Raw genomic sequence first — 24,854 nt, 5'->3', positions numbered from 1 at the left:
CGGATCGGGCTATGAACGACGCGATGCGGATCGCTTCCCTGCTGCTGGCCTTGTGCCTGTCCACGCCTGTCATGGCGCAAGATCGCTATCCGGACGACGCGCAGGATCAGGTCGCGCCGGTCCAGCAACCTCTGCCGGAAACCCGTCAGGGCGAGACCGCGCGGTCGGCGGCCGGCCAGACCGGGCGGCGCCAGACGCGCGAGGACGTCGCCGTCGAGGCCGGGATCGAGCCGATGGGACGTATCAACGGCCGGATACAGAACCGGGTCCAGTCGCGCATCCGCAACCGCATTGACCGCTATTACGACCCGCAGGCCAATGCGACCTCGCCCTTTGCCGTTGCCGGCGATCAGGCGCGTACCGCCGGGCGTCCGCGCCGGTGATCCCGGTCGGGCGGGCGACGTGCCGTCCGACCATTTTCTACTCGAAAGCACGAATGGCCGCGATCACCGCCAGTGTCGGCGTTCAGGTAGGGCCAGTTTCCCGTCGCATCTTCGTGCTTTCGAGTAGAATAGGCCCATGACCCGCAAGCCCCCCGCCCCGCGTACGCCCGCCAAGCCGCCTGCCCGTCCGCAAGGAGATCTGTTCCGGCTCGACAGTCCGCTGACCGCCGAAATCCGGGGTGAGCGGTCGTTGATGGCGTTTCCGTTCTTCGCGCTCGCCAAGAATGCGTGGATGAAGCCGCTGACCTATCAGGCAAATGCGGTGTCGATCGAAGTACGACCGTCGGCCAGCGGCGTCGCCACAATCTATGACAAGGAAATCGTCCTGTATATCGCCAGCCTAATGCTGGCGAAGATCGAGATCGGCGAGACGGTGACGCAGGATTTCGTCTTTACCGCGCACGATCTGTTCACGGTGACCGGGGCCAATCATTCGGCGCGGTCGTACGGGCGACTGTCGGAGGCGCTGGAGCGACTACAGGGTACGCAGATCAAGACCAATATCGAGGCAGGCGGCGAAGGCGAGGAAGGCTTCTTCTCGTGGTTGTCCGAGGCCAAGCTGCACTACTCGCGCACCCGCGGCGGCGAGCGGCGGCTGAAGGCGGTCAAGGTGCGCCTGTGCGACTGGCTGTTCCGCGCGATCCTGCTCGACCGACACGTGCTCGATTATGCTGCCGCCTATTTCCAACTCGGGCCGATCGAGCGGCGCATCTACGAGGTGGCCCGCTCGAGCGGTGAGGAGCGGTTGGAAACCGACCTCGCCACCTTTCGCCTGCAAATCGGCTATCAAAACCCGCTTGCCAATTTTCGCAATGCTTTGAAGCAGATAGCGGCAGCGGACAGCATTCCCGACTATCGGTTGGAGCTGATCGAGCAGGAAGCGCCCGAGGGCGGGACGCCCAGGCGGGGGCGGCGGGCGACGCCGGTGCAGGTGGTGCTGACCCGGCGCGCGCGTGCGCTCGGCAGCGATGCGGCGGGTGATTCGGACGATACCGAATCGGCGGACGGCAACGCCGCCTAATTCCTATTCGAAAGCACGAATAGGACGGGGTATTTCCTACCCGAAAGCACGAACGTATCGGCATATTGCTATTCGAAAGCACGAATGGCGCGCGGCAATTTGCGCCGAATCGAACGTAATTCCCGCTTTCCTACCCGAAAGCACGAACCGGGAACGCTTCCGATGTTGGATTTGATCTGCAAAGGTCCCCGAAACCGGCAGCAGGGCCGGCGGAACAGGGAATTGGCCGTGACCACATAAAGGAAAGCCCGGCACGAAGGCCGGGCGTCCCAGGGTTTTGGAGCGACGTCGCCAAACGTCGAACCGGCTTTGACAGGCTCTCCAAATACTCTTGATCGCTTGTCGGTTCAAGGACGCGCGTTTCGCGCCACGCCCCTTTTTTGCATGTTTGTCACGGCCCCGGACAAAGGGGACGATGATGGCGCTCATCCTGGCGCAGGCGATCGCGCGCATGGCCGATCCGGACCATGGCACACGACCACGCAGTGGCGGCGTGCACCGCACCGGTGCGCCCGTCCGGCGCGGCAGCGTCGAGGCGGGGACTGTCGAGGAGAGCTTCTTCGCGGTGCCGGCCAAGGGCGAGACCGACCGGCTGCTGCGCATGGCGCGCGCCGCGCTCGATGCAGGCCGCGCCCGGCGCCGCGCGGCACGCGCTGAGGGGCGCGCGCTGACTGCGGCCGAGACGGTGCTGTGCCGCCTGACCGCAGGGGCGGTGCGGGTGTTCGAGGAGATCTGCACCCTCGCCCGGCTGAACGGCGGGCGGGTGTTCCCGACCTATGACCATCTGGCCAAGGCGACCGCGCTCGGCCGGGCGACGGTCGCGCGCGCGCTGGCGGCGCTGGAGGCGGCGGGGTTCCTCGTCCGCCAGCGGCGCTTCTGCCGCAACCAGGGCGCGGGGCCGCGCTATCGCCAGACCTCCAACATCTATCGCGCGCTGCTGCCGGGCGCCCTGCTGCGCTTCCTGCCGCGCCGCTTCCGCCCCGCGCCGCTGCCCGACGACATGGCGGCACATCAGGTGCAGGCGGCGGCCGAGCTGGCGGCGATGCGTGCGACGCTCAGTTGCAGGGAACTGGCCGAGGTGACGCTGGGCGGTGCGCTCGGCCGGGTACTCGCCTCGCTCGGTGCGGCGATCGATCGCGCCGCATGCGAGTCTCATTGTGATCCGCAACCGCTCCTAAAGTCATTTAACCAGCCGACAGATGTCATCGGCCTTGCCGGCCGACGGCGTCCGGCCTGACGGCCTAGCAGCACGGCAATGTCGAAAACCCAATCAAACACCACCGAATATGGAAACCAAAGGACGCACCGGCTACGCCGGCGCGATGCTCTCCGGCGAGAGCAGGCGGAACCGTGGGTGGCCCAATGTTACATACTATTGCGTGGGACCGGCGGATTTGCGTCGCACCGAGCGATCGTATAACGCGTTCAACAAGAGGATTTTCCGGCGCGGTTCGTACCGAACACGGGCGTTTCCGCGCGCTCATCTTCCAACGGATCCGTTCCATGCAAGCATCCTCCGCCCCGGCGCCGCGCCGGCCCCGCTGGCGCAAGACCAAGATCGCGCTCGGCATTCTCGTCGTGCTGCTGCTCGCCGCGATCGCCTTCCTGTTCCGGCCGATGGCCTCGCCCGCCGGCCCCGCGCCGGACGATGACCGCCCGCTCGACATGGTGGTGATCGGCGGCGGGGTGATGAGCGTGACGCTCGCCACCTATCTCCAGGAGCTCGAACCCGATTGGCGGGTGGCGATGTTCGAACGGCTCGGCAATGTCGCCGAGGAAAGCTCGAACGGGTGGAACAATGCCGGCACCGGCCATTCGGGCTTTGCCGAGCTGAACTATACCCCCGAAAACCCCGATGGCAGCATCGACACGACCAAGGCGGTAGCGATCGCCGAACAGTTCGAGGTCGCCCGCCAATTCTGGGCGCATGAGGTGAAGACCGGGCGTCTCGGCGCGCCGAACGGCTTCATCAACCCGACGCCGCATATGAGCTTCGTATGGGGCGACGCCAATATCGACTATCTGCGCAAGCGGCAGGCGGCGCTGGTCAAGAACCCGCTCTTCTATGGCATGGAATATACCCAGGACCCGGCGAAAATCCGTGGCTGGGCGCCGCTGGTGATGGAAGGCCGTGACCCGAACCAGAAGGTCGCCGCGACCTATATGCCGATCGGCACCGACGTGAACTGGGGCGTCATCACCCGCCAACTGGCCGCGGCACTGACCAAGAACCCCAATTTCGACCTCGAACTGCGCCATGAGGTTCGCGGGCTCAACCGCGGGGCCGACGGCATCTGGAATGTGACGGTGCGCGATCTCGCCACCAACAAGGACCGCACCGTCCGCGCGCGTTTCGTGTTCATCGGCGCGGGCGGCGCGTCGCTGAAGCTGCTCCAGATGTCGGGCATCCCCGAGGCGAAGGATTATGGCGGCTTCCCCGTCGGCGGCCAGTTCCTCGCCTTCGAAACGCCGGCGCTGACCGCGCGCCACGACGTCAAGGTCTATGGCAAGGCGGAGGCCGGATCGCCGCCGATGTCGGTGCCGCACCTCGACGCGCGCAAACTGGACGGGAAATCGGTGATCCTGTTCGGCCCGTTCGCACTGCAAAGCACCAAGTTCCTGAAGAACGGATCGTGGCGCGACCTGTTCAACAGCGTCTACAAGGACAATGTCGGACCGATGATGGCGGTCGGCGCCGAAAATGCCGAACTGGTCGAATATCTGGTCAAACAGGCGATGCTGACCGACAAGGATCGCCAGGCCGAGCTGGTCAAATATTTCCCGAACGCCAAGCAGGGCGACTGGAAGCTCATCACCGCCGGACAGCGGGTGCAGGTCATCAAGCGTGACCCGAAAAAGGGCCCGGTGCTGCAGTTCGGGACCGAGATCGTGACCGACCAGCAGGGGACGATCGCCGCGCTGCTCGGCGCGTCGCCGGGTGCCTCGACTTCGCCGGCGATCATGCTCGAGGTGCTGAAAAAGGCGTTCCCGCAACGGCTTGCCAGCATCTGGACGCCCAAGATCGAGGCGATGATCCCGGGGACCGGTGAGAGTGTGTTCGAAAACGTACGCTAAGCCGAGCTTGTGGAGTTTCGCTGCGGGGTATTGAGCAGTCTGCTGCCTATTGCGACGGCGAGCGGATTACGGCCACCATTTCCAGCTGCGTTTCAATCGTCGAAACGGCAGCTGAAATACTGAGAATTGCCGTGTCTACTATGAGGCGGGGTTCTACCCACGGCACGTAATCGTGCGAGACGACTGACGACCATGTGGGAAGTGTGAAGCCATGAATGTCTGGCGCACGCCCCTCGACCCGACGCCTATGTTCGTTTTCATCGCTACATATAACTTCCACTTCAATGAGATGTGATCCTTCAATAGCGCGAACCACATCTCGCCAGCCTTGCCGGCTTTCCGGGACGGGGTTGACGCTATCGGCGACAACCAAGTTCCCGAGCTTCAGGTTTGACGATGCTATAGCAAAGGCGACCACGTAACCCGCGGCGCCGATATCGTGGTCAAATCCCGAATGTTGCCTCAGCGCGTGCTCGATCTCGTCAACACGAACATAAGCTGCTGATAGTTTGGCAGATAATGCCTTTCCAATGGTCGTCTTGCCAGTGCCAGGCAGGCCACTGAGAACAATGAGCATAAAGTCTCCGCTGCCGACCTAGGACGGCTTATGAACAGAATGGATTTACCGGGCACGTTGGGCGAGTAGCTTCTCGCCATCCGGCCTGATCTCGCCCTTGGGTGTGACGTGTCGGTAGAGGGTCTGACGGGTGACACCCAGTTCGGCACACAGCTCCGCGACTTTCGTCTCCGGTTTGCCCATCGCGGCCTGGGCAAGACGCAGCTTGGCGGGGGTCATCTTGAACGGGCGACCGCCATGCCGACCGCGTGCACGCGCGGACGCCAGGCCGGCGCGGGTGCGCTCGACGATCAGCTCGCGCTCGAACTCGGCAAGGCCGGCAAAGATCGCAAAGATCAGCCGACCGTTGGCGGTGGTGGTGTCAATCGACGCGCCTTCGCCCGCCAGCACCTTGAGGCCGATGCCGCGTTTCGTCAGGTCGCCGACCGTGTTGACGAGGTGGCGCAGATCGCGACCGAGCCGGTCGAGCTTCCATATGACCAACGTGTCGTTGCGGCGTAGCGCCTTCAGGCAAGCATCGAGACCCGGCCGCTTGTCGAGCCGGCCCGATGCGGCATCCTCATAGATATGCTCGGGATCGACGCCCGCCGCGACCAGTGCATCGCGCTGGAGGTCATGGACTTGGCTGCCATCCGCCTTGGACACCCGCGCGTAACCGATTTGCGTTGTCACATATACGTCCGTCTGCGTGACGGAGCGGTATTGCCCGTCGATTGATCGCCATAATGTCACATAACCCGTATTGTGGTCTACGCTCCGTGAACAGGGTCGCTTCCCTGTTGCGTGACGAACAGGAAGCCGATGCCGTCCAGGACCATATTGTCGCCCGCGCAGCGCAGTGCGATCTTCGATCCGCCTGCCGACCGGGCGACGATTGAACGACTCTATACGCTCGGCCCCGATGACCTCGGACAGGTGTCGCGGCGCCGGCGCGGACCGAACCGGCTCGGCTATGCGGTGCAGCTCTGCTACCTGCGCCATCCGGGGCGTGCGCTGCTGCCGGGTGAGGCGGTGCCTGCCGCCATGCTGTCGCTGCTCGCCGACCAGATCGGTTGCCGAACCGACGACTTCGCCGACTATTCTGCTCGCGCGACGACGCTGCGCGAGCATCGCGCGGAGATCGAAGCGTATCTCGGTCTGCGCGCCTTCGACCGAACCGACGTGCGATCGATGCTGGCGCTGGGATCGGAGATCGCCACTTCGACCGATCGGGGCGAGGCGATTGTCGCAGGTATGGTCGATCGCCTACGGCTCGACCGGATCGTGCTGCCTGCGGCATCGACGCTGGAACGTCTCGCCCTCATCGTGCGGGCGCAGGCACGCAAGGCCGCGCATACCGGACTGATCCGCGACTGCTCGGCCGATCAGGAAGCGGCGCTCGAACGCCTGATCGCATCCGACGACAATGGCCGGACCCGCCTTGGTTGGATACGCGAATGGCCGGAAGCCCCATCGGCCGCAAACCTGAAGGGGATCATCGAACGGCTCGACACGGTGCGCGGCATCGGGATCACATCCCGTCCTATGGCCGCATGCTCAACGACGATCCGGCCTTCACCAACCAGATTCGGCGGATGACCAGCGCGACGCTGAACCTGCCCTTCGTCGAGGTGCCGGCGGGTGTCCGTCCGGGTGCCGCCGCCGCCCCGGCCCCGGTCGCGACCCCGCCGGCGCGCAGCCTGAACCGCGAGCAGCAGGCGATGTGAGCGACGCGCAGGGGGAGTATTCTCCCCCCTGCGCGCATCAATGCGGCACGACGCCTAGCTCGACCCCGGTCTTGTCGTGCAGCGCGAAGCGGTCGACCAGATCGGCGCTGGCGCGGTTATAGCCGGCCACCGTCACCTCGGCGCCGTTCTGGCGCAGCCGGGCGACGATCTTGTCGAGCGCGTCGACGCCCGAAATATCCCAGAAATGCGCCGCCGATACGTCGATCGTCACCGGCACCGCCCCCTCCACGGCAAAGGCGCGGCGGAAGCGGTCGACCGAGGCGAAGAAAATCTGTCCGCTCACCCGGTAGGTGACGCCGGCTTCGCCCACGACCCGCTCGACCGCGAACATCCGCTGGACCTTGCCGGCGAAGAACACCCCCGACAGCAACACCCCGGCGAGCACGCCCAGCGACAGGTCGCGCGTCGCGACGACGACCGCGACCGTGACCAGCATCACGATCGACGAGGTCGGCGGATGGCGCCGGAGATTGGCGATCGAATTCCAGCTGAACGTGCCGATCGACACCATGATCATCACCGCGACCAGCGCCGGCATCGGTACCCGCCCGACCCATGGTCCCAGAACGGCGAGCAGGAACAACAGGAACGCCCCGGCGACGAAGGTCGACAGCCGCCCGCGACCCCCTGAGGTCACGTTGATGACCGACTGCCCGATCATCGCGCAACCGCCCATCCCGCCGAACAAAGCGGCGACGATGTTGGCACCGCCCTGGCCCGCACATTCCTGCCGCTTATCGCTGTCGCTATCGGTCATGTCATCGACGATCTGCGCGGTGAGCAGCGATTCGAGCAGCCCGACCGCCGCCATGGTGAGGGCATAGGGCAGGATGATCCGCAGCGTATCGAGCGTCAGCGGCACCTGCGGCCATGCGAAGCTCGGCAACCCTTCAGGCAGCTTCCCCATGTCGCCGACGGTATGGACCGGCAGGTTCAGCGCGATGCTGATAACGCTCAGCACCAATATCGCGACCAGCGGCGACGGCACCGCCTGCGTCACCCGCGGCAACAGGTAGATGATGGCAAGGCCCCCCGCGATCAGCGCATAGCTGTGCCACGTCACCCCGGTCAGCTGCGGCAGCTGCGCCAGGAAGATCAGGATGGCGAGCGCGTTGACGAAGCCGGTGATGACCGACCGCGACACGAACTGCATCACCCGGTCGAGCCGCAGCAGCCCGGCGGCGATCTGGATCAGCCCCATCAGGATAGTGGCCGCGAAGAGATATTCGACGCCATGGTCGCGGACCAGCGGCCCGACCAGCACCGCGACCGCTGCGGTCGCCGCCGAGATCATCCCCGGCCGCCCGCCGATACAGGCGATGGTGATCGCGATCGCGACCGAAGCATAGAGGCCGATGCGCGGGTCGACCCCGGCGATGATCGAAAAGCCGATCGCCTCGGGGATCAGCGCCAGCGCGACGACGATGCCGGCGAGAATGTCGCGGCGGATCTGCGCCGCTCCGCCAAACCATTGGCGGCGATAGGAAATGGAATCGAAAGTCATGGAAAATCCACATCAAGCCACATGGCGCCACCGTCGGGCGCAGGCGTTCAGGTCATGTGCGATGTTGTCCGGCGGATCGGCGGCCGGAATAGCCACCCGGAATTGCACCGGGTCCTTGCGAATGAGGCGCCCATAGCGGCGATCGGCGATGTGGGGCAAGGGGTGACGGCACGCCGGACCCGCCGATCCCGGCCGGTTGACTATTAAATCTACATATGTTGTTCTTCGTCCATGGTACGGAACCGGCAACCCTCGAAACAGATGCGGCGCGTGCTGGCGGCGCTGGCGCAGCAGCGCGGCGAAGGGCGGCATGGCTATGACCTGCTGAAGGAAACCGGCCTGTCGTCGGGCACGCTCTATCCGTTGCTGATGCGCATGACCGACCAGCATCTGGTCGAGGCGCAGTGGTGCGCGCCGGCCCAGCCCGGACGCCCGCCGCGCCATGTCTATCGCCTGACCGCAAGCGGTTTCGCGCTGGCGATGGAGCTGGCCGATACGGATGACGCGCCATCGGGCACGGAGGCGATGGCATGACGACCTTCCTGGCCCGCGCGATGCTGGCGCTGGCGGCGGCGACGATGGGCGAACAGCGCGAAGTCTGGGCGCGGGCGATGGCCGGCGAAGTCGCGGCCGCGGCGGCGGAGGGCAAGGCGCTGTCCTTCGCCTTTGGCTGCCTGATCGCGGCATGGCGGACGGCGCTGACCAGCAGCCATGGCCGCTTCCTGCTCACCAGCTATGTGGTCGCGATCGGCATCCTGCTGCCGATGGCCGCGCTCCAGATCGCGTGCGTCGGCTTCGGCCTGTCCTATCTCTATCCCGGCGATCACGGCCTTGCCGGCGCGCTGCTCGACGGCATGGCGACCAAATGGCTGTGGCCCTTCTACCAGTCGGCGGGGCCGGTGCTGGCGCTGCTGCAACTGGCGATCGGCATCGGCCATGTCCGGCTCGCCTGGGTGATGCTGGAGCGCGACTGGACGCGGGCGCTGCGCTGGTCGGCACGGACGCTGGCGGCGTCGACCACGCTGATCGTGTTCATGGGCGCGCTGTTCCTGAATGTCCGCCAGTCGCTCATCATGGGCGCGGTCGTCGGCGTCGAGCTGGCGATCCTGCTGATCGTGTCGAGCTGGCACGCCGACCTGTCGCGCGAGGTCGAGCGGACCGCCTGAAGCTTTCGAAGGCCGCTCGCCCACCACCCTGCGCCGTCCGCGTGGGGGACGGACGGTCGCGCCCTGTCGCTACCCCGAAGGAGACGCCGCATGTCGTATCACCGCCGAACGATCCTGTTGCCGCTCGCGCTGCTGGCCGCCGGCCCCGGTAGCGCCATCGCCCGGCCTGCCCCTGTCCCCGCATCCGCCCCCATCGCCGCCCGATCGCCGTTCCTCGGCCGCTGGGAACTCGATCTGACGCGGATGCCCGCCACCTATGGCACCCCGCCCAGGCGCGTCGTCTATATGTTCGAGGATATCGGCGGGGGGCGGTCGCGGCTGACCGTCGACATCACCGCGCAGGACGACAGCGTCCGCCACATGACCACCGCCTATCGCCCCGACGGCCGCGCCGCGCGCAGCGAGGGCGAGACGAGCGAGGCCGACAGCGCCGCCTTCCTGCTGCCCGCGCCGAACGTGCTGGTGATGAACCTCGCGCGCAACCGGATGCCGGCATCGGTCCGGGTCTATACCATCGCCCCCGACGGCCGCGAAATGACCGAATCGGCCGCCGATGTCGACGACAAGGGCGATCCCTTCGTCCGTAAATTCCATTTCCGGCGGGTGGGATAGCCACGCGCAATTGCGCCCGGTCCTTTGCGAAATTCGTGCTGACAGCAGCCGCAAGGGCGGACAGGGTCAACGGCGTACCGAAACGGGACGCGGTCGTGACGCTCTCATTTTGGGTATGCACTTTGTTGCGACCGGTATCGGTCGCGGCCTACGCCCCCCTCACGAACATCGTATTCGATATCGATTGACAGGGGGCTTACATGGTAATGAGCAAGGACACGTTGATTAAGTCGGCATATCAAATCGATGTCGTCGCCAATAATCGGAACGACACCCATTATGCCGATGGCGACGGCTTCAAGCTCAACGCCGCGTTCGTGATCGCCGATGGCGATGTCGGTGACGATACGTTCCTGTTTTTCGAACATGACGACAGCATCATCACCGGCAAGAAGATTTTCGACGGCAACAATGATGGCTTTGTCGGCTTCGGAAAGAACGGCCTGCTCGATATCGATCGGGTCAACAGCAAGAAGGCCGGCAACGACCAGCTGTCGTTGAGCAATGGTAACGAGAAGATCACCGAGCTGCGCTATCTGGGCGAAATGAACGGGCAATATGCCTATGCCGACGCCGAGACGTTCCACGATTTCAGTAAACTTTTTTCCAGCAAGACCGAAAGCAAGATCGGGGCGGACACGTTCGACGGCGGCACGATCCTGTACGACAACCAACTCGGCCTGAACCTGGGCGACGATACGATCCTGTCGGCCAAGGACCTGAAGATCGTCACCACGGTGGCGTTGCGTGACGAAAATGGCGACGGTTTTGTCGACAGCCATTTCGGCATGGTGGACGGCAAATTCTTTTCGGTAATGGCCATCACCGGCGACGGCAGAACCGCCGACGATTGCGGATCGATCAGGATCATGGACGGCGGCACGCTGCATCTCGACCAAACCGTGATAGACCTGGTGACCGGCCAGACCTTCTACGTCTATGTCCCCAGTCTGAACTGATCGGCATCGTCGGTGGAATTGGCGGGCGTTGGCGGATATCTGCCAACGCCCGCCAGGCATGAAGAAAGCGGATGGAGCGGATCGGTTCGGCCTTTCCCGTGCGCCACGCGACACGGGTCATCAACGCATTCCAGCTGCGCGCCCAGTCGGCGGCGTTCGTCGCCGCCGGGCGCGATTTTCATCGCTCGGCGGTGCTGATGCTGATGCTGCGCGCGGCGTTGAAGGGCGATAGCCGCAAATTCAGCCTGCAGGCGATGTCGGCATCGCTGCATCGTCCGCGCGAAACCGTGCGCCGCGCCGGCCGTGCGCTGATCGCCGCCGGTTTCTGCGAGGCGGACGGCAACAGCTTCTATCTGGTGCCCGGGTTCGACACGCTGCCGGCGATAACCCGGCTGTCGGACACGCTGGCCGCGATTTTCGACGCGCTGATCGCCGGGTTCGAGGTGAGCGGCATCCATCCGCCGGCCGGCAGCGCCGACCGCCCTCCACGCGAACGGGTCGCGGCCGCGCTCGACATCTATCTGTCGGTGTTCGAATTGAGCGAGGTGCAGCCCGCCGCGCTGATGACGTTGTACCTGATCGGCGCAGTCACCGTGCTGAATGCCGCGCGGTTGACCGACGATCCCGTGCTGGGTGCCGATATGGCGGGGCGGACGACGTGCCGCCCGACGATCTGCGCTGCCCAGCGACGCTGCGCGAGGTCGAGGCGCTGGACGGCTTCCCCTATCCGACGCTGTGGCGCCATGCGGTGCTCGCCGAACTGATCGGCGTGCTGGAAAAGACGCCCGACGGCTATCTGCTGGCGCGCAAATATCTGACCTATTCGGCGCTGTCGCGCGAACCGCTGGAAAAGGTCCGCTATATCCGGCGGGTGCTCCACGACCTTGCCGCCGGCCGCTATGCCCGGACAGGTGCGGAATAGGCGCGAAGCCCCGTCAGCCTTGCTCCAACCATGCGCGGGCGTCCTCGACCTTTTCGAAAACCTCCGTCTCGGCGGGCAGCGTCAGGCGTTTCTTCTGCATCCGCAGCAGCGCGACCCCGCCGGCAAAGGCGATCCGGTCGGCGGGTGCGAGGATGCCGGCCAGGTCGGACTGGACATAGGAAAACGCCTCCTGCGGCTGAACGAGTGTCCCCGACAGGTCGACCAGCACGCGTCCTTTGCCGTGGATCCGGCGACTTTTCGTCAACCGTTGCCCGAGATCGGAAAAATGCCGCCGGCATGCGTCGCGGTTCCACAGTCCTTCCGGTCGATCGACAAGGATCTTTTCGATATTCACCGTCAACCACGCCTCTTGGGAAGGTCTTTCGTTCCGGGATAATGGCCGAACGTCCGTGCGTATTCAACGCAGATCACAATGCCCATGGCGTGCATTGCGCCAATATTGTGAAAAACTATCTGAAATATTGATATTACAATATAAATAAAGAATCGGTTGGAAACGTGCCGGATTTGGCAGGGATCGATACGTGCAACCTTCGTCACCTTTCGCAGCGTTACCCGCCGCCTACCAATTCCCCGTCCGATCGGTTATGGAATCGGCGTCCAGCACGCACGACAGGGAGGGCGACATGACCAATTGCACCATGCCCGCCCACGGCGATCTTCGGGTCGGTGGCATCCACCACTGACGCCCACGGTCTCCGACCGACCTGCCCCTGCTGATTACAAGGACCGCGCATCTGCCGCGGAAACTGCCATGACCGACGACGATACCGAGGATCTGTTTCCGCGCGCCTCCGTGCTGCGCGCGGTGCTTACCTTTACCTTTCGCCACTGGGCGCGCACGCCGTGGCTGGCGGTCGCGTGCGCGGCGGTGATGCTGCTGGCGACGCTGACCGAGGTGTTCGTGCCGCTCTATGCCGGGCGGATGATCGACGCGGTCGGCAGCGGCGCGTCGGCGGCGGCATGGCGCGCCTTCGCGGCCATCACCCTGCTCGGCGGAGCGATGGTCGTGCTGCGCCATCTGGGCTGGTGGACGATCACCCCGCTGACGCTGGGTATGATGCGCGACGTGACGCAGGAAGCGTTCGCCCGCGTCCAGCGGCTGTCGACCGACTGGCACGCCAATGCCTTTTCGGGGTCGACGGTCAGGCGGATCACGCGCGGCATGTGGGCGCTCGATACGCTGAACGACGTGTTGCTGCTGTCGCTGCTCCCCTCGCTGACGGTGCTGGTCGGCACGGTCGCGCTGCTGGCGCTGCACTGGCCGTTGCTGGGGCTGGTAATGGGGATCGGCGCGGTCGGTTATATCGCGCTGACCGTGTGGCTGGCGACGCGGGTGCTGGCGCCGATCGCGCGGCTGTCGAACCAGTGGGATACCCGGATGGGCGGGGTGCTGGCCGATGCGATCGGCACCAATGCGGTGGTGAAGGCGTTCGGCGGCGAGGCGCGCGAAGAGGCGTTGCTGGCCAGGACCGTCGCCAAATGGCGGCGGCGGACGCTGCGCACCTGGCTGGCCTTTACCTGGGCGGGATCGGGACAGCTGGCGCTGCTCTGGCTGATCCGCATCGCCGCGACCGGCACCGCGCTATGGCTCTGGGCGCAGGGTCGGGCGAGTGCCGGGGACATGGCCTATGTCGTCACCAGCTATCTGGTATTGAACGGCTATCTGCGCGACATCGGCCAATATGTGCACCAGCTGCAGCGCGCGGTGAACGAAATGGAGGAGCTGGTCGCGCTCCACGACGAACCGCTGGGCGTCGCCGACCGAGCCGATGCGCGGCCGATCGCGATTCAGGGCGGCGCGATCGCGTTTCGCGACGTGACCTTCCGCTATGCCGGGCAGGACCGGCCGCTGTACGAGCGGCTGTCGGTGACGATCGCGGCGGGGCAGCGCGTCGGGCTGGTCGGACCGTCGGGATCGGGCAAGACCAGCTTCGTGAAGCTCATCCAGCGGCTCTACGACGTCGATGCCGGGCGGGTGACGATCGACGGGCAGGACGTGGCGCAGGCGACGCAGGCGTCGCTCCGCCGACAGGTCGCGATCGTGCCGCAGGAACCGGTGCTGTTCCACCGCACGCTGGCCGAGAATATCGGCTATGGCCGGCCCGATGCGACCCAGGCGCAGATCGAACAGGCGGCGCGGCTCGCTAACGCGCACGACTTCATCATGGCCCTGCCCAAGGGCTATCGCACGCTGGTCGGCGAACGTGGCGTCAAGCTGTCGGGTGGCGAGCGTCAACGGGTGGCGATCGCGCGGGCGTTCCTGGCGGATGCGCCGATCCTGATCCTCGACGAAGCGACTTCCAGCCTCGATTCCGAAAGCGAGGCGGCGATCCAGCAGGCGATGGAGCGGTTGATGATCGGCCGCACCGCGATCGTCATCGCCCACCGCCTGTCGACCGTCCGCGCGCTCGACCGCATCCTGGTGTTCGCCGGCGGGCGGATCGTCGAGGACGGCACCCACGACGCGCTGCTCGCGGCGGAGGAGGGCCAGTATCGGCGGCTGTTCGAGCGACAGGCGGGGACGGCGGTGGCGGAGATCGCCTGATCGCCCAAGATCGAAAGGTACGCTTCAGACCGAACGGGATGGCAGGGACCCAAAGCCGGCAATGCCTGTTTTCAGGGGGATTTTCGCTAGTATCGGGATGAACCCTATGACGAAGCGCAACGGATATCTGACCGCCGGTGCCTTTGGTGCTGCCGTACTCGGGACCATGATGGCCCTTGGCTATGTCGAGGACAGGATCGATACGCGATCGGCGGACAGGGCGGCGATCGGCAATTCGCTGTCCGAACGCCAGATGCTGGAGCGGCGTCGCGGGCGGGTGGCCGAGGTCGCGATCGCCGGCACGACCGTGCAATAGGATGATGGCGGCATCGTAGGCTGCCGTCCTCCAGAAATCCGGCTTGCCGTCATTGCAACCACGCTCACGAAGCCAAACCGCCCGCCCCTCGTTTCGCCCTCGACCATTATTCGAGGGAAACACCATGAAGATCGCCGATCTCATCACCGACACGCTGATCGCGGCGGGTGTCGAGCGGATCTGGGGCGTGACGGGCGACAGCCTGAACGCGATCAACGACAGCCTGCGCCGGTCGGGCGCGATCGAATGGATGCATGTCCGCCACGAGGAGGTCGCGGCCTTTTCCGCCGGGGCCGAGGCGGCCGCGACCGGAAAACTGGCGGTGTGTGCGGGCAGCTGCGGGCCGGGCAATCTCCACCTCATCAACGGGCTGTTCGATTGCCAGCGCAACCGCGTGCCCGTCCTCGCCATCGCCGCGCATATTCCGTCGAGCGAGATCGGGCTGAACTATTTCCAGGAGACGCACCCAACCGAGCTGTTCCGCGAATGCAGCCATTTCTGCGAGATGGTGCAGACCCCCGAACAAATGCCCGAACTGCTCCACCGCGCGCTGCGCACCGCGATCGGCAAGCAGGGCGTCGCGGTGCTGGTGATCCCCGGCGACGTCGCGCTCAAGGACGCGCCGGACAATGCCCGTGCCGACTTCGCGACCCCCCTGCCCCCGCGCGTCGTGCCACAGGTGCAGGAAATCGCCCGGCTCGCCGAACTGCTCAACGGGTCGGAGGCGGTGACCTTGCTCTGCGGGGCGGGTGTTGCCGGCGCGCATAACGAAGTCGTGGCGCTGGCGGCGGCGCTGAACGCCCCGATCGTCCATGCCTATCGCGGCAAGGAATGGATTGAATGGGATAACCCGTACGACGTCGGCATGACCGGGCTGATCGGCTTTTCGTCGGGCTATCATGCGATGATGGAGTGCGACACGCTGCTGATGCTCGGCACCGATTTCCCCTATCGCAACTTCTATCCCGAGAAGGCGAAGATCGCGCAGATCGACCGCGATCCTTCGGCACTGGGGCGGCGGGCGCAGATCGAGATCGGTATCGTCGGCGATGTGCGCGAGGCGGTGGCGCTGCTGACCCCGCAGATCGCGCCCGATCGCTCCGACGCCTTTCTGACGAAAGCGCGGGCACATTATGCGAAAGCGCGCGAGGGGCTGGACGATCTCGCAACGGCACGCGACGGCGACAAGCCGTTGCACCCACAGTTCGTGGCGAAGGTCGTCGACCGGCTCGCGAGTGAGGATGCGGTGTTCACGGCCGACGTCGGCACGCCGGCGGTGTGGGCGGCGCGCTATCTGACGATGAACGGGCGGCGGCGACTGATCGGATCGTTCAATCATGGGTCGATGGCCAATGCGATGCCGCAGGCGTTGGGCGTGCAGGCTGCCTATCCGGGGCGGCAAATCGTGTCGCTGTCGGGCGATGGTGGCCTGACCATGCTGATGGGCGACATGCTGACCGCGGTGCAGATGAACCTGCCGATCAAGATTATCGTCTTCAACAATTCGACGCTCGGTTTCGTCGAGATGGAGCAGAAGGCGGCGGGCTATGTCGACACCAACGTCGCGCTGAAGAACCCCGATTTCGGCGCGGTCGCGGCGCAGATGGGCTTTTTCGGCGCACGGGTGACGCGATCGGACGAGTTGGAAAGCGTGCTGCGCGCCGCCTTCGCGCATGACGGCCCGGCGCTGGTCGATGTGGTGACCGAGACGCTCGAACTCGCCATGCCGCCCAAGATACAGGCGGAGCAGGTGAAGGGGTTCAGCCTCTACACGTTGCGCGCGATCATGAGCGGGCGCGGCGACGAGGTGCTGGAACTGGCTAAGGCCAATCTGCTGCGGTGATGCCGGGGCGGTTGGCGGCGGCGGCGTTCGTGCTGCGCTGTGCCGGTGCGGCGGTGCTGGCGCTGCTGATCGCGTCGTGGGCGGGGCTCGATCATCCGGTCTGGGCGACGGTATCGGCGCTGGTCGTGTCGCAGGACCGGTTGGGCGATACCCGGCGGACGCTGGGCTGGCGGCTCGTGGCGACGGCGGTCGGGATCGGGGTGGCGATCGCGGTCGGCATTCTATTGGCCGGGGCCGGGCCAGGCATGACGCTGGGCGTGGCCGTCGCGATCTGCGCCGCGCTGGTCCGCTGGCGGAGCGACCTGCGGCTGTCTATGTGGACCGCGGCGATCGTGCTGCTGACGGTGGCACCGGGCCAGGGTATCGCGCAAGCCGGCTTCGCACGCGGGGTCGAGGTGCTGATCGGTTGCCTGGTCGGCGCAGCGCTGCATCAATTGGCGGAGATGGCAGTGTTTCCGCAGCGCCGATCCGGAGGTTGACATGTCGGGGTGTCAACATGTCGGTTCATCGTAAGCGGTCGAAACCGTTTGGCTTCCCATAGCGTGCATTATCGTTCGTGGAGGTTTCGGTAAAGGTTGGCTATGTTCCTGGCCGCATTCTTTCTGATCGCGTCGGTCGAGCAGACCCCGACTAAGGCTGCATTCCGGCGCGGTATCGCCGAGAACGCAGCGTTTCGTCGCCAACAGTTCATCGCCGCCGGCCTGATGCCAATCGAGGAGGCCGCGAGAAGCGGCCGGAATGTTCGCCGTTTGCAGGTCTCGGTCTGGCTTCCGGGCCGTCCGCCGACCATGAGATCGAGCGCCATCGCGACGATTAGGTGACGCTGCTTCTGACGTGGAACGACAAACCCGCCGAGCGTCATGTCATCGCCGCTTCGATCTGGCAGGAACTCACCGCTCTGGACGCGGCGGTCTACGCGCCCGAAACCTATGATCCGAAACGTATCGGAAAGGTCCCGAACGGTTCCGCCGGCTGCCATGGCGACACGGCCAGCTTCGAGGCGAATGTCGACGGGCAGGTGCGCACGGCGGGCGCCGCGCGATGTTTTCCACGGCTCGAATCCTTCAATCCGGCAAAGCTCGCCGTCATCAGGCTGTTCACGCAAGCGGCGGTGAAGACGCGGAATGATTGTGTCTTCGACGAAACCAAGCCGGCAGACTCGTTCGTGCAGTGCTTCCGATAACGAAGCGGGGAAAGGACCGGTAACCGGGCTACGCTAGCCGCAGCCGTGATCGCAGAAGCGGAAGGCGATGTAAAAGGCAGCGGCTAACGGCAGGGCGAGCAGCAACAGGCACCCCCAGCCCAGCAGCTTATATTCGAGTTCGGGCTCGTCGCTCCACCGGAATGGCTCTGGATCCTCCTCGTCCACGGCGACATCCTATCCAGATGGCGGACGCTGCCAAGGTTCGCAGGGGCTTTTGCAGGGAAGCGATGCAGCCGGCCCACCAACGCCCTTCCGTGCCGCAACACGCCTCATACCCCCATGGTATCGACCAATCGGCTTCGGCCGCATCGGCAACCAAGTCGGCGGCAAGCCGACCGGAAACGGGAAGGCGGCGATCGTCATCAGTAGGGTGAGGAACGACCCTGCCTTATCCAGCGTCCCGATCGCTATCGCTTCGACGAACGCCTTTGTCGCGGCAGCATAACACATGGGATGGATCGACCGGCAATACCCGTTCCGACACCTCGACAGCTTGACGTGTCGGCATGTCGACAGGTAGAAGCGACGACATGCCGACAATAGCCATCATCAGCCAGAAGGGCGGCGCGGGGAAGACGACGCTGGCGCTGCACCTTGCCGCCGCCGCTCAGGCGTCGGGCCGGGTCGCACTGGTCGTCGATACCGATCCGCAGGCGACCGCCAGCCAATGGGCGTCGTGGCGCGGCGAAGCACCGCCCGAGGTGATCGACAGCCCTCCGCCCCGCCTGGCCGCCAAGATCGCCGCCGCGACCGCGCAGGGTGCAGAGGTGATCGTGATCGACACCCCGCCGCATGCCGACAGCGCGGCGCGCGCCGCAGTCGAGGCGGCGGACTTGGTGCTGATCCCGTGCCGGCCGAGCGCGTTCGACCTGTCGGCGATCCAGACCACCGCCAAGCTGGTGCAGCTGCTGCGCCGTCCGGCGTTCGTCGTGTTCACCGCCGGCCCGCCCAATGCGCCGCGCGTGTATCAGGAGGCGGGCGAGCTGGTCGACGGCTTCGGCACACCGCCCTGCCCCGTGCTGCTGCCCGATCGCGCCGCATACCGCCATGCCAGTGCCGAGGGGCGCACGGTCATGGAAAGCGAACCCGCCGGCAAGGCGGCCGAAGAGGTTCGCGAACTCTACAAGTGGACATGTCGACAGCTCGACATGCCGGCCCCTCGTTTCCGGAAAGTCATGGCATGAGCCGCAAGCCGTCCTTCGCCAACCTGCGCGACCGCGCGACCCCGCCGCCCCCTGCCCCGGCCGCGGCTCCTGCCGCACCGGCCGCCGCCGCCGCCACCGATGCCAAGGGTCCGGCGAGCCGGCAGGGCCGCAAGCAGATCGCCGGTTTCTTCACGCCCGACATGTCGCTGGCGATGCACATGCTGGCGAGGCGGCAGGACCGCAGCCTGCAGGCGTTGATGGCCGAGGCGTTCAACGACGTGCTGCGCAAATATGGCGAGAGCCCGATCGGCGAATAGGCTGTCGACGGCCCTACCTGTCGACACGTCGAGCGATAACGGACGGCGGGCGGACCCGAATTTAACGTCCTGTCCCTGATCGCAATCATGGACAGGACGGTTGTAAAATTGCAAGAAACCCCGATGGACCTGTCCCGTGAATTCCTGGCCTATGCGATCATCGGCGTCGTTGCGCTGATCGTCATCCCCTGGGCGATCATTGCCTATCGCCGCCGCCAGCGCCGCCGCCTGCGCCAGCGCGGGATCAAGCGCTACGGCCACTGACGTCGACCTGTCGACAGGTCGATGGCGGCGTCAGTCGCGGTGCTCGACCGCGTCGCCGGTGATTGCGGCCCATGGCTGGCGGGTCTGTTCCCAGTCCGACACCGTGGGTGGCGGAAATGCCGGATCGGCAAAGGCGCCGACGGGAATCGCGACCTCGCCCGGCCGGGCATCGTTGGTATAGGCGAGCGTCGATCCGCAGGTCGCGCAGAAACGATAGGTCGTGCGGGTGCCGTCGCCCTCCAGCGCCGACCAGCGACTGGTCGGCCCGTCGAGCGACACGCGATCCTGGGCGAAGCGGGCGTCGACCGCGAACGCGCTGCCGCTGCGGCGCTGGCTGTCGGGGGAATGGTTGGCCAGCACGCGTAGCGGCGCGCCGGTGCAGATGGCGCGGACCGAGCCGCAGCGACAGGTGGCGAGCCGCCGGGTGGTGTCGACCGGTGCGGCGACCGGTTTGGCGATGAGGGTGCGGCGCAGCGGCTTGCCGCGCATCGCATCGATATCGCCGGGGGGTAGCGCGCTCATCGACGGTCACCGCGCGACGCGATGCGCCGATGCGTGGCGGGACGATCGCGACGGTGCTGCGCTGGTTGCCGGCCGTCCACGGACAATCACGATCCTCGTTACCAATTCGTCCGACCTTAGGCCCGGTCCGTCGACCCGGCAACTGCCGTAAACCAGTCATTTCCGCCGCTATCGGCAATAATTCGAGGGGGATGGAAGCCGGCACCGGCCAATAGCGTACGATAGGCGCCCTCGCCCAGCGACCGCGATACCCGTCCGGTCAGCATGTCGCGCCACGTCGCGGGGATCCGCGGGGCGGTGAACAGGAAGCCGCCGCCGGGGTGGAGCGCCCGTCCGACGCGCGCGATCAGCGCCGCCTGTGCCGCCTCGGGCAGCAGGAACAACAGCCCGACCGCGACCGCGCCGTCGAAGCGGCGGCCGAAGAAGCGACTGTCCTCGGCGGCTTCGAAGGCGGTATCGGCATCGGGCACGGCGCGGCGGAAGGCGGCAAGCAGGGTCGGGGAGGGATCGATCCCAGCGAGGCGGTGGCCCGCTTCGGCTAGTGTCGTCGCGACCGGCCAGCCACTGCCGCAACCGATGTCGAGGATCGAGCTACCCAAGGGCAGGGCGCGGGCCCAGTCGCGCACGACCCCGACGCCGATGTCCGAGCGTGCGGCAAGGAAGCGGTCGGCGATCAAATCATAGCCGTTCGACCTGTCGGTCATTCGACAATTCGACCTGTCGACATGTCGGACAGGGTCAGGCGGAAGCAGGTCGCGTGTGTGTCGCTGAGCGTCAGCTCGCCGCCATGGGCGCGGGCGATGCGGCGTGCGAGCGTCAGGCCGATGCCCGAGCCACCCGCCTTGTCGGTGTGGAACGGGCGGAAGATGCGCACGCGATCGGCGGCGGCGATGCCGGGGCCGCTGTCCTGCACCTCCGCCACGAAACCATGGTCGGCGCGTAGGGTCAGCGCGACCCGTGCCGGCGCGTCCGCAGCGAGCGCGGCTTCGGCGCCGTTCTGGAGCAATGCCCAGAGTGCCTGCACCATCTGGTCATGGTCGATCTGGGCGGTCCCTTCGGCTTGGACGGTCAGCGTCACCGCTTCGCCGAACCGCCCGCGGAACAGTCGCGCTAGATCGTCGGCCAGTTCGCCGAGCGCGACCGGGCCGGGCACCGGATCGGGCAGGCGGGCGAGTTCGCGATAGGCGCGGGTGAACCCCTCCAGCCCCTCGACACGGCGGGCAAGGGTGGAAAGGATATCGCCGAGCATCGCGTCGCCGCGGGCGGCGGCGGTCATTGCGCTGTCGGCCAGCGACACGATCGGCGACAAGCCGTTGAGCAGTTCGTGGCCGAGAATGTCGATCATCTCGTCGCTGGCGCGTTCCTGCGCGGCATGTTCCTCCGCCGCGATGTCGATCAGCGCGGCGAGGCGGGTGTCGGGGCCGAGCGTCACGGCATCGATCCGCCAGCGCCGCCCGGCATGGCGCAGATGCCGTGCGGCGGGATCGGTGAGCGCGGGTGGTGGCGCGGTCAGCCGGTCGTCGGCGACGAACAGCGCGCGTGCGGCGCGGTTGATCGCGCGGACCTGCGCCGCGTCGATGCGCAGCAATGGGACGGGCACCTGATCGAGCAGCGCCGCGATCGGCAGCGTGTCGTGCGCCGTCGCGAGCGGGGCGGGGCTGGCCGCGGCGCGGCGCAGTGCGATCCAGCAGCCGAGCGCCAGCGCCCAGGCGATGATGCCGAGCGTGCCGAGCAGCGACCCCCACACGCCCGCCTGCCACGCCAGTACCAGCCCCGCGCCGCCAAGGGTGAGGGTGATGCCCGATCCGAGCGCGGCGAGGGTGCGGCGGCGTTCGGGGGTCAGCATGGGCGGTATATCGCGATGCGCCGGCGGTCGCCGACCTTTGCCCGGATACGGGGGTGGGGGTGCAAGCGGTCCGTACCCCCGCGCAGGCGGGGGCCCAGGGTGATGAAGCGCGACCGTGGTTCCGCGTGGCTCTGGACCGCCGCCTGCGCGGGGGTACGACAGAAGGTAGAAGGGCAGGGCCTACAACCCATGGCGCGCCATCCGCCGGTACAGTGCGCCGCGGCTCAGCCCGAGTGCTGCCGCGGCATGGCTGACATTGTGGCGATGTTCGCGCAGTGCCGCTTCGATCACCGCGCGTTCGTTTTCGTCGAGGTCGAAGCGCACCGGCGCATCCGCCGCGACGACCGCCACCGGCTCGGGTGCGAGCAGCGCGGTGTCGATCGTGCCGTCGCCGAGCAGGACCGCGCGCTCGATCGCCACCGCCAGTCCGCGCACCTCGTCGGGCCAGGGGCCGCGCAGGATCCGCGCCTCGGCAGCGGGGGTGAAGGCGGGGACCGCCCGCCCATGCCGCGCCGCCGCCATCCGCAGGAAATGGCGCGCGAGCAGCAGCGCATCGTCGCCACGTGTGGTGAGTGGCGGCACCGCGATCTCGACCGTGGCGATGCGGCGGGCGAGTGCTGGCAGGATGCCGCTCGCGCTGTCGGCGATGGCGATGCAGCGCGTGTCGGCGGGCAGCCGCGCCAGCAGCCGCGCCTGCCCGACCTCGCCCAGACGGTCGGGATGGCGGAGTAGGATCATCGACGTGTCGACAATCTGACTCCATGCTGTATCGTCGCGCAGGTCGATGACCGGCATCGCCACCCCGGCATCGGCGGAGGCAGCGTGAAGCGCGGCGGCGGTCAGGCCGCGTCCCGATCCGGCGGGACCGGTCACCACCACCCCGGCGCTGGTCGGGCCAATGCGCCGGACCAGATCGCGCAAAGTCGCCATCGCCGCACTGTCGCCCAGCAGCCGCGCCGGTTCGGTCGTCATCGGCTGCGGTGTTGCCGCGACCGGCACCTGCGCGCGTGCGGCGGTGGCGATGCGGGCGAGCAGGTCGGCATTGCGCCACGGCTTCATGATGAAATCGCGTGCCCCCGCGCGCATCGCCTCCACCGCGATACGCACGCCGCTATGCGCGGTGATGACGACGATGGCTGCTGCCGGATCGTCGGACAGGATGCGCGCCAGCAGCTTCAGCCCCTCCGCGCCATCGGTGCGCCCGGCGGCATAGTTCATGTCGAGCAGGATCACGTCGTAGCGGGCGGCGGCGAGCCGGGAGAGTGCCTCCTCGGGCGTTGCGGCGGCATCGATGCGGTGTCCGCCGAGGCGCACCGCGAGTGCGATCGATTCGGCGATGCTGGCATTGTCGTCGATCAGCAGCACGTTCAGCCCGCTTGACGGGCCCGGCTCCTGTCCATTTTCGGACAGTGCGTCCGGACATGGACGGTCACTTGTCCGTCCATCGGATGAATATCGTTCGGTTATAGTCACTTAGGATTTTCCGCCCGGATCGGTGACACTGTGTCCATGATGACCGAACCGACACAGGGCGCAAGCAGCACGACGACCGGGCAGGGGACGGCCCCCGGTGCCGCCATGGACCGCCGCGTGGAGCGCCCCCGCGCCCGCTGGTGGCGCAAGCGTCCGTTGTGGATCGCGGTGGCGGTGGTGCTGGCGGCGGTCGCGCTGTGGCGCTTCCTGCCCGCCGCCGGATCGACCGATATCGATGCCGACCGGATCGAGACCGGCGAAGTGACCCGCGCCGCGTTCGACGATTACCTGCCGGTGCGTGGGGTCGTAGCACCCCGGCTGACCACGCTGGTCGGGGTGCTGTCAGGCGGGCAGGTCGAGACCTTGCTGGTGCAGGACGGGGCGATGGTCGCCGCCGGACAGCCGCTGGCGAGGCTCGCCAATCCCGAACTGCGCCTCGAGGTGCTGACCCGCGAGGCGGCGATCGCCAGCCAGTTGGGCGCGGTCGCGGGTGAGGGGCTGGGGATCGAGCGCAGCCGGCTCGACCGGTCGGCGCAGGTGGCACAGGCCGAATACGACCTCATCAAGGCGCGCCGCGACCTCGCCATCCGCCAGCAGCTGTTCGACAAGGGCATCGTGTCGGAGGCGGGCGTCGCCGGCTATCGCGCCGAGGCCGACTATCAGGCCCGCCGCCTTGCGCAACTGCGCGCCGGCAGCAGCACCGAGGCGCGGATCACCGCGACGCAGGGCGCACGGCTTGCCGATACGCAGGCGCGGCTCGCCGGCAATCTCGCGGCGGTACGCGGCGGCCTCTCGGCGCTGACCATCCGCGCCCCCGCCGCCGGGCGGCTGACCAACTTCACGCTGCAACCGGGTCAGACGCTGAAGCCCGGCGACCCGGCGGGACAGGTCGACAGCGAGGGATCGTGGAAGCTGGAGGCCGATGTCGACGAATTCTACCTCGGCCGCGTCGCGGTGGGGCAGAAGGCGCGAGCCGATGGAGCGACGCTGACCGTCTCCAAGGTGTTGCCCGCGGTAAAGGACGGGCGGTTTCGGGTCGAGCTGACGTTCGATCAGACCCCGCCGAACCTCAATCGCGGCCAGACCATCGACATCCGCATCACGCTGGGCGCTGCATCGAAGGCGGTGGTGGCCCCGGTCGGTGGGTGGCTGGCGGTGGAAAATGGCGCCTTCGCCTTCGCCTTCGTCCTCGACGCCGACGGCACCCATGCCATCCGCCGCGCGGTCCGGATCGGCCGCCGCAATCCGGAAGTGGTCGAGATCCTGTCGGGGCTGAACCCCGGCGACCGCATCGTCACCAGCAATCTGTCGACCGTGAAGGGCGACACCATCAACATACACTAAGGGGG

29 protein-coding genes, 2 pseudogenes and 1 other annotated feature are annotated in these 24,854 nt (G+C 66.7%); of the genes and pseudogenes, 22 read left to right on the top strand and 9 right to left on the bottom strand.

From position 1 onward, the window contains the following. Positions 1–11 precede the first annotated feature (11 nt). The 4 genes and pseudogenes from ACZ1JS_RS19370 to mqo form a co-directional block, all read left to right on the top strand. On the top strand, positions 12–383 hold the full coding sequence (locus ACZ1JS_RS19370) for a hypothetical protein (RefSeq protein ID WP_465168948.1): 372 nt from the start codon (positions 12–14) through the stop codon (positions 381–383). Between the two features lie 136 nt (positions 384–519). Then, complete coding sequence (locus ACZ1JS_RS19365; RefSeq protein ID WP_465168947.1) at positions 520–1,464, top strand: replication initiator protein A; 945 nt, start codon at positions 520–522, stop codon at positions 1,462–1,464. A 415-nt stretch (positions 1,465–1,879) separates the two neighbouring features. Then, positions 1,880–2,701, top strand: a complete 822-nt coding sequence (locus ACZ1JS_RS19360; RefSeq protein WP_465168946.1) for a helix-turn-helix domain-containing protein — start codon at positions 1,880–1,882, stop codon at positions 2,699–2,701. 266 nt (positions 2,702–2,967) lie between these two features. Then, positions 2,968–4,521, top strand: a pseudogene (mqo, locus tag ACZ1JS_RS19355) (malate dehydrogenase (quinone)); the annotation flags it as partial. Between the two features lie 64 nt (positions 4,522–4,585). On the opposite strand, the gene ACZ1JS_RS19350 reads toward mqo, so the two are convergent. Then, positions 4,586–5,116 carry a P-loop nucleotide/nucleoside kinase family protein gene (locus ACZ1JS_RS19350; protein ID WP_465168945.1) on the bottom strand — a complete coding sequence of 177 codons (531 nt, stop codon included), beginning with the start codon at positions 5,114–5,116 and terminating at the stop codon, positions 4,586–4,588. Between the two features lie 45 nt (positions 5,117–5,161). Beyond that, on the bottom strand, positions 5,162–5,788 hold the full coding sequence (locus ACZ1JS_RS19345; protein ID WP_465168944.1) for a recombinase family protein: 627 nt from the start codon (positions 5,786–5,788) through the stop codon (positions 5,162–5,164). Positions 5,789–5,917: 129 nt separating this feature from the next. Between ACZ1JS_RS19345 and ACZ1JS_RS19340 the strand changes: the two are divergent. Both ACZ1JS_RS19340 and ACZ1JS_RS19335 read left to right on the top strand, forming a co-directional pair. Continuing rightward, positions 5,918–6,634, top strand: a pseudogene (locus ACZ1JS_RS19340) (DUF4158 domain-containing protein); the annotation flags it as partial. Positions 6,635–6,690: 56 nt separating this feature from the next. Then, positions 6,691–6,822 carry a hypothetical protein gene (locus ACZ1JS_RS19335; protein ID WP_465168943.1) on the top strand — a complete coding sequence of 44 codons (132 nt, stop codon included), beginning with the start codon at positions 6,691–6,693 and terminating at the stop codon, positions 6,820–6,822. 37 nt (positions 6,823–6,859) lie between these two features. On the opposite strand, the gene ACZ1JS_RS19330 is transcribed toward ACZ1JS_RS19335, so the two are convergent. After that, positions 6,860–8,347, bottom strand: a complete 1,488-nt coding sequence (locus ACZ1JS_RS19330; protein WP_465168942.1) for a SulP family inorganic anion transporter — start codon at positions 8,345–8,347, stop codon at positions 6,860–6,862. Between the two features lie 62 nt (positions 8,348–8,409). Next, positions 8,410–8,465 (bottom strand) — a sequence feature (sul1 is cis-regulatory element that is thought to sense ions involved in sulfur or methionine metabolism; They are found in Alphaproteobacteria). Between the two features lie 143 nt (positions 8,466–8,608). On the opposite strand from ACZ1JS_RS19330, the gene ACZ1JS_RS19325 reads away from it, so the two are divergent. The 6 genes from ACZ1JS_RS19325 (at position 8,609) to ACZ1JS_RS19300 (ending at position 12,006) form a co-directional block, all read left to right on the top strand. After that, complete coding sequence (locus tag ACZ1JS_RS19325) at positions 8,609–8,881, top strand: helix-turn-helix transcriptional regulator (RefSeq protein ID WP_082458207.1); 273 nt, start codon at positions 8,609–8,611, stop codon at positions 8,879–8,881. Next, positions 8,878–9,513: a hypothetical protein gene (locus ACZ1JS_RS19320; protein WP_465168941.1), complete on the top strand. Its 636-nt coding sequence runs from the start codon at positions 8,878–8,880 to the stop codon at positions 9,511–9,513. Before ACZ1JS_RS19325 ends, ACZ1JS_RS19320 begins: the two co-directional genes overlap by 4 nt. A 90-nt stretch (positions 9,514–9,603) precedes the next feature. Next, positions 9,604–10,125: a hypothetical protein gene (locus ACZ1JS_RS19315; protein ID WP_465168940.1), complete on the top strand. Its 522-nt coding sequence runs from the start codon at positions 9,604–9,606 to the stop codon at positions 10,123–10,125. Positions 10,126–10,331: 206 nt separating this feature from the next. Further along, a complete protein-coding gene (locus ACZ1JS_RS19310; protein WP_465168939.1) occupies positions 10,332–11,084 on the top strand; it encodes a hypothetical protein in 753 nt (250 codons plus the stop codon). 71 nt (positions 11,085–11,155) lie between these two features. Further along, entirely contained in the window at positions 11,156–11,848 is a 693-nt protein-coding gene (locus ACZ1JS_RS19305) for a hypothetical protein (protein WP_465168938.1), read from the top strand. Next, positions 11,833–12,006, top strand: coding sequence for a hypothetical protein (locus ACZ1JS_RS19300; RefSeq protein WP_465168937.1), 174 nt, complete (start codon positions 11,833–11,835; stop codon positions 12,004–12,006). The genes ACZ1JS_RS19305 and ACZ1JS_RS19300 overlap by 16 nt, the downstream gene beginning before the upstream one ends. Before the next feature lie 13 nt (positions 12,007–12,019). Here the strand turns inward: ACZ1JS_RS19300 and ACZ1JS_RS19295 are convergent, their stop codons facing one another. After that, complete coding sequence (locus tag ACZ1JS_RS19295; RefSeq protein WP_465168936.1) at positions 12,020–12,271, bottom strand: SpoIIAA family protein; 252 nt, start codon at positions 12,269–12,271, stop codon at positions 12,020–12,022. 510 nt (positions 12,272–12,781) lie between these two features. Here ACZ1JS_RS19295 and ACZ1JS_RS19290 point away from each other — a divergent pair. The 6 genes from ACZ1JS_RS19290 (at position 12,782) to ACZ1JS_RS19265 (ending at position 17,917) form a co-directional block, all read left to right on the top strand. Next, positions 12,782–14,575 (top strand): ABC transporter ATP-binding protein, encoded by a 1,794-nt coding sequence (locus ACZ1JS_RS19290; protein WP_465168935.1) that lies wholly within the window; start codon positions 12,782–12,784, stop codon positions 14,573–14,575. Positions 14,576–14,681: 106 nt separating this feature from the next. Then, complete coding sequence (locus ACZ1JS_RS19285) at positions 14,682–14,891, top strand: hypothetical protein (protein WP_465168934.1); 210 nt, start codon at positions 14,682–14,684, stop codon at positions 14,889–14,891. Between the two features lie 124 nt (positions 14,892–15,015). Beyond that, positions 15,016–16,734, top strand: a complete 1,719-nt coding sequence (gene poxB, locus ACZ1JS_RS19280) for a ubiquinone-dependent pyruvate dehydrogenase (protein ID WP_465168933.1) — start codon at positions 15,016–15,018, stop codon at positions 16,732–16,734. Then, the gene (locus ACZ1JS_RS19275) at positions 16,734–17,213 is read left to right on the top strand and encodes an FUSC family protein (protein ID WP_465168932.1); all 480 of its coding nucleotides are present in this window, start codon (positions 16,734–16,736) and stop codon (positions 17,211–17,213) included. The genes poxB and ACZ1JS_RS19275 overlap by 1 nt, the downstream gene beginning before the upstream one ends. A 102-nt stretch (positions 17,214–17,315) precedes the next feature. After that, entirely contained in the window at positions 17,316–17,555 is a 240-nt protein-coding gene (locus ACZ1JS_RS19270) for a hypothetical protein (RefSeq protein ID WP_465168931.1), read from the top strand. Beyond that, positions 17,552–17,917, top strand: coding sequence for a hypothetical protein (locus ACZ1JS_RS19265; protein WP_465168930.1), 366 nt, complete (start codon positions 17,552–17,554; stop codon positions 17,915–17,917). The genes ACZ1JS_RS19270 and ACZ1JS_RS19265 overlap by 4 nt, the downstream gene beginning before the upstream one ends. Positions 17,918–17,950: 33 nt before the next feature. Here ACZ1JS_RS19265 and ACZ1JS_RS19260 read toward each other — a convergent pair whose 3' ends face one another. Continuing rightward, positions 17,951–18,103 carry a hypothetical protein gene (locus ACZ1JS_RS19260; RefSeq protein WP_440491986.1) on the bottom strand — a complete coding sequence of 51 codons (153 nt, stop codon included), beginning with the start codon at positions 18,101–18,103 and terminating at the stop codon, positions 17,951–17,953. 365 nt (positions 18,104–18,468) lie between these two features. Here ACZ1JS_RS19260 and parA point away from each other — a divergent pair, with 365 nt between their 5' ends. From parA to ACZ1JS_RS19245, 3 genes are all read left to right on the top strand, one after another. Then, on the top strand, positions 18,469–19,122 hold the full coding sequence (gene parA, locus ACZ1JS_RS19255) for a ParA family partition ATPase (protein ID WP_465168929.1): 654 nt from the start codon (positions 18,469–18,471) through the stop codon (positions 19,120–19,122). Beyond that, complete coding sequence (locus ACZ1JS_RS19250; protein WP_465168928.1) at positions 19,119–19,400, top strand: ribbon-helix-helix domain-containing protein; 282 nt, start codon at positions 19,119–19,121, stop codon at positions 19,398–19,400. The genes parA and ACZ1JS_RS19250 overlap by 4 nt, the downstream gene beginning before the upstream one ends. Positions 19,401–19,487: 87 nt before the next feature. Then, positions 19,488–19,664, top strand: coding sequence for a hypothetical protein (locus ACZ1JS_RS19245; protein ID WP_465168927.1), 177 nt, complete (start codon positions 19,488–19,490; stop codon positions 19,662–19,664). A gap of 30 nt (positions 19,665–19,694) precedes the next feature. On the opposite strand, the gene ACZ1JS_RS19240 is transcribed toward ACZ1JS_RS19245, so the two are convergent. The 4 genes from ACZ1JS_RS19240 to ACZ1JS_RS19225 all read right to left on the bottom strand — a co-directional run bounded on the left by ACZ1JS_RS19240 (position 19,695) and on the right by ACZ1JS_RS19225 (position 23,397). Continuing rightward, a complete protein-coding gene (locus ACZ1JS_RS19240) occupies positions 19,695–20,186 on the bottom strand; it encodes a GFA family protein (protein WP_465168926.1) in 492 nt (163 codons plus the stop codon). 116 nt (positions 20,187–20,302) lie between these two features. After that, positions 20,303–20,890 carry a class I SAM-dependent methyltransferase gene (locus ACZ1JS_RS19235; RefSeq protein WP_465168925.1) on the bottom strand — a complete coding sequence of 196 codons (588 nt, stop codon included), beginning with the start codon at positions 20,888–20,890 and terminating at the stop codon, positions 20,303–20,305. After that, complete coding sequence (locus ACZ1JS_RS19230) at positions 20,887–22,032, bottom strand: sensor histidine kinase (RefSeq protein ID WP_465168924.1); 1,146 nt, start codon at positions 22,030–22,032, stop codon at positions 20,887–20,889. Before ACZ1JS_RS19230 ends, ACZ1JS_RS19235 begins: the two co-directional genes overlap by 4 nt. Positions 22,033–22,212: 180 nt before the next feature. Then, a complete protein-coding gene (locus ACZ1JS_RS19225; RefSeq protein ID WP_465168923.1) occupies positions 22,213–23,397 on the bottom strand; it encodes a sigma-54-dependent transcriptional regulator in 1,185 nt (394 codons plus the stop codon). Between the two features lie 144 nt (positions 23,398–23,541). Between ACZ1JS_RS19225 and ACZ1JS_RS19220 the strand changes: the two genes are divergently transcribed. Further along, the gene (locus ACZ1JS_RS19220; protein WP_465168922.1) at positions 23,542–24,849 is read left to right on the top strand and encodes an efflux RND transporter periplasmic adaptor subunit; all 1,308 of its coding nucleotides are present in this window, start codon (positions 23,542–23,544) and stop codon (positions 24,847–24,849) included. The last annotated feature ends 5 nt before the right edge of the window (positions 24,850–24,854 follow it).

This window comes from Sphingomonas sp. BL-S-05 (assembly GCF_055521695.1).
This window is presented reverse-complemented; position numbering and strand designations above follow the sequence as displayed.

Coding starts and splice junctions, on each gene's coding strand:
- ACZ1JS_RS19305 (WP_465168938.1), top strand. CDS start 11,156: ATGGAGCGGATCGGTTCGGCCTTTCCCGTGCGCCACGCGACACGGGTC.
- ACZ1JS_RS19350 (WP_465168945.1), bottom strand. CDS start 5,116: ATGCTCATTGTTCTCAGTGGCCTGCCTGGCACTGGCAAGACGACCATT.
- ACZ1JS_RS19245 (WP_465168927.1), top strand. CDS start 19,488: ATGGACAGGACGGTTGTAAAATTGCAAGAAACCCCGATGGACCTGTCC.
- ACZ1JS_RS19285 (WP_465168934.1), top strand. CDS start 14,682: ATGACGAAGCGCAACGGATATCTGACCGCCGGTGCCTTTGGTGCTGCC.
- ACZ1JS_RS19360 (WP_465168946.1), top strand. CDS start 1,880: ATGATGGCGCTCATCCTGGCGCAGGCGATCGCGCGCATGGCCGATCCG.
- ACZ1JS_RS19320 (WP_465168941.1), top strand. CDS start 8,878: ATGACGACCTTCCTGGCCCGCGCGATGCTGGCGCTGGCGGCGGCGACG.
- ACZ1JS_RS19275 (WP_465168932.1), top strand. CDS start 16,734: ATGCCGGGGCGGTTGGCGGCGGCGGCGTTCGTGCTGCGCTGTGCCGGT.
- ACZ1JS_RS19370 (WP_465168948.1), top strand. CDS start 12: ATGAACGACGCGATGCGGATCGCTTCCCTGCTGCTGGCCTTGTGCCTG.
- ACZ1JS_RS19325 (WP_082458207.1), top strand. CDS start 8,609: ATGCGGCGCGTGCTGGCGGCGCTGGCGCAGCAGCGCGGCGAAGGGCGG.
- ACZ1JS_RS19220 (WP_465168922.1), top strand. CDS start 23,542: ATGATGACCGAACCGACACAGGGCGCAAGCAGCACGACGACCGGGCAG.
- ACZ1JS_RS19310 (WP_465168939.1), top strand. CDS start 10,332: ATGAGCAAGGACACGTTGATTAAGTCGGCATATCAAATCGATGTCGTC.
- ACZ1JS_RS19240 (WP_465168926.1), bottom strand. CDS start 20,186: ATGAGCGCGCTACCCCCCGGCGATATCGATGCGATGCGCGGCAAGCCG.
- ACZ1JS_RS19235 (WP_465168925.1), bottom strand. CDS start 20,890: ATGACCGACAGGTCGAACGGCTATGATTTGATCGCCGACCGCTTCCTT.
- ACZ1JS_RS19365 (WP_465168947.1), top strand. CDS start 520: ATGACCCGCAAGCCCCCCGCCCCGCGTACGCCCGCCAAGCCGCCTGCC.
- ACZ1JS_RS19230 (WP_465168924.1), bottom strand. CDS start 22,032: ATGCTGACCCCCGAACGCCGCCGCACCCTCGCCGCGCTCGGATCGGGC.
- ACZ1JS_RS19330 (WP_465168942.1), bottom strand. CDS start 8,347: ATGACTTTCGATTCCATTTCCTATCGCCGCCAATGGTTTGGCGGAGCG.
- ACZ1JS_RS19335 (WP_465168943.1), top strand. CDS start 6,691: ATGACCAGCGCGACGCTGAACCTGCCCTTCGTCGAGGTGCCGGCGGGT.
- ACZ1JS_RS19250 (WP_465168928.1), top strand. CDS start 19,119: ATGAGCCGCAAGCCGTCCTTCGCCAACCTGCGCGACCGCGCGACCCCG.
- ACZ1JS_RS19270 (WP_465168931.1), top strand. CDS start 17,316: ATGTTCCTGGCCGCATTCTTTCTGATCGCGTCGGTCGAGCAGACCCCG.
- ACZ1JS_RS19290 (WP_465168935.1), top strand. CDS start 12,782: ATGACCGACGACGATACCGAGGATCTGTTTCCGCGCGCCTCCGTGCTG.
- parA (WP_465168929.1), top strand. CDS start 18,469: ATGCCGACAATAGCCATCATCAGCCAGAAGGGCGGCGCGGGGAAGACG.
- ACZ1JS_RS19315 (WP_465168940.1), top strand. CDS start 9,604: ATGTCGTATCACCGCCGAACGATCCTGTTGCCGCTCGCGCTGCTGGCC.
- poxB (WP_465168933.1), top strand. CDS start 15,016: ATGAAGATCGCCGATCTCATCACCGACACGCTGATCGCGGCGGGTGTC.